2 protein-coding genes are annotated in these 2,302 nt (G+C 48.2%); both read left to right on the top strand.

The genetic code is table 11. From position 1 onward, the window contains the following. Positions 1-69 precede the first annotated feature (69 nt). Positions 70-576, top strand: a complete 507-nt coding sequence (locus C5F46_RS16515) for a hypothetical protein (RefSeq protein ID WP_133618651.1) — start codon at positions 70-72, stop codon at positions 574-576. A 612-nt stretch (positions 577-1,188) separates the two neighbouring features. Continuing rightward, the coding region (locus tag C5F46_RS15940) for a tyrosine-type recombinase/integrase (RefSeq protein ID WP_107326281.1) at positions 1,189-2,302 on the top strand (1,114 nt) is incomplete at its 3' end.

The raw sequence follows: 2,302 nt of genomic DNA, 5'->3' as shown, positions 1-2,302 counted from the left end.
GGGTCTAGACTGCTCTGAGATATGGCCTAGCCTAGCGCCTGACCGAAGGGAATTCGAGAAAGAGTAAAAATGACCGAAGGTGATGGTGCTGGAGATGCTGATCTTGCGAATATTCAGTTCGCATATTCTCACCTAATATTTACCCGAGAAATAAAAGATTATTCGCGCCTCCCTGGCTTGCCAGGAATGTATTTTCTAACAGATCCTGGCCGGATTTATATCGGTCGCGGTGGTAGTCTTAAAAAAAGAATACCAGAAAGTGTACGCGAACATCAGCGCTATGGTCAGCATTTTGCGCGCTTTCACTTTATTCCAATGCCAATCTTTAGAAGTTTTGATCTGCATGAGATTGAAACGCAGTTCATTACGGCGGCAAACACCATCATGTATAAAAATAAGCTGGAAGAGAAGTATGGATTGTCACTCATGAATTCGACTCAGGTTGATATGCTCCCTCTTTCCGCATGGTTACCATCATGTATGAAGAACTATCACTATCCCGTTGGTGCCATTCAAACTGTTCTAAAGATGATGGGAATTCCCATCCGGGATCTTCTCATGGGGGATGTAATTTGATTAGCGTGTCTCCCCGTACTCTCGCCAAATATAGGGAGACATCAATTTGTGCTGGCTGCGCCGCCATCATGATCACGTAATAGCCCCAATCCGAGGCGGCAGCAGCCCGTACCCTGCGACCGCCGCGATCTCATGCAGCGCGTCGATCGAGACGAGGCGCCGTGCGAGGGTCTTCGCGTCCTTGGGTGGGTCGCTTGCGGGCGCCTTACCGTAGGTGTTGCCCCTCCTGCATCAGACCCTTTGTAACGGCCGATTCAGCCTCTCTTGGGGGATACTGTGGCGCTTGAAATTTGATCGGTTTGCTTTCCGGAAAGCCATTAAAATACGAAAAAATATATGTATTTTTTCAGAACATAACCGAACTTTGGCGCCAGAACTGATAATCACTGTGGTGGGTAAATTGGGGGATACGGCTTGATGATGATTCTAAATATATGATTTTTATAAAAATATTTAGTGCTATGGTGGACGCAGGGTCCACCAGTTTCGGCCGTGAGGCCGTTGACACCATGAAAGAACAAGGAATATAAGAATGTTAAGTGTATGGTTAGGCGTAATAAAATATGTATTCTTTGCGCTTGTGGGGGACACATAGGGGGATAAGTTAGGGCGATGTCAGGTCAGTCAGGAAGCGGGGTCAGGGGTAAGCTGACCTCAGCGTTCATCCGCAAAATCAACGCTCCTGGGCGTTATCACGACGGCTCGGGTCTCGGCTTGATGCTGAGAGTCATGCCCTCAGGTTCCCGTCAGTGGGTGCAGCGGATAATGGTCGGTGGGAAGCGTATGGAGCTCGGGTTAGGAAGCCCGCCGATCATCACTCTGCAAGCTGCACGTGACAGGGCGCTGGAGAACAAGAGAGCCGCCTATGGCGGTCAGATCTCGGAACTGATCCGGACGCCCGTCCCCAGTCCGGTCCCGGATGTGCCGACCTTCGAGCAGATCGCAGCCAAAGCCGCCTCCGTTTACGCTGTAGGTAAGTCAAAATCTTCGGATACCCGTTTTATCGGTGCCTTGAAGCTACATGTCTTTCCACACATCGGAAACAAGAAGGTTAACACGATCACTTCTGGTGATCTAAACGAATTTCTGACTACTCTGATTGATGAGAAACCAGCCGTTGCAGCAAAGGTTAAAGTATATGTAAACTTCACCATGAAATGGTGTGTTGGCAACGGATTCATTGATAGAAACCCTCTTGATCAAGCGAAGATTTCACTTCCGAAGATCGTAACTTCAGATAATCACCGTGTTTCTCTTCAGTACCAAAATGTCCATAAGTTTATCGTAGATCTGAAGCAGTCTGGTGCGAAACAGATGACGAAGCTTGGACTAGAATTTTTAATTCTTTGTGCTTCCAGGTCTGGTGAGGTTAGGGGCGCTGTTTGGGAAGAAATAGACTTGAACGATAAGCTCTGGAAAATCCCTAAGGAACGGATGAAGGGCAGAAAAAAATCACACACAGTTCCCTTGTCTGGCCGCGCGATTGAAATTCTTGAGGAGGCTGGACCAAAGGGTTCTGGTCTGGTGTTCCCATCGCCTAGGAATAAAATACTGTCTGATGTGACATATTCAAAACTGACAAAAAAGACCCTTGGATATGACGTCGATATCCACGGTTTTCGAACCTCATTTAGAACCTGGGCGCAAGAAAGGACGACCTTCTCAGAGGATGCGTGCGAACTTGCGTTAGCTCACACTGTAGGGTCGTCGGTGCGGCGAGCCTATG

The organism is Phaeovulum veldkampii DSM 11550, from assembly GCF_003034995.1.
Taxonomy (GTDB): Bacteria; Pseudomonadota; Alphaproteobacteria; order Rhodobacterales; family Rhodobacteraceae; genus Phaeovulum; species Phaeovulum veldkampii.
The sequence above is the reverse complement of the archived record's forward strand: the minus strand, read 5'-3'. Positions and strand labels throughout refer to the sequence as shown.

What these genes read in the sequence shown, in the direction of transcription:
- C5F46_RS16515 (WP_133618651.1), top strand. Translation starts at nt 70, where the DNA reads ATGACCGAAGGTGATGGTGCTGGAGATGCTGATCTTGCGAATATTCAG.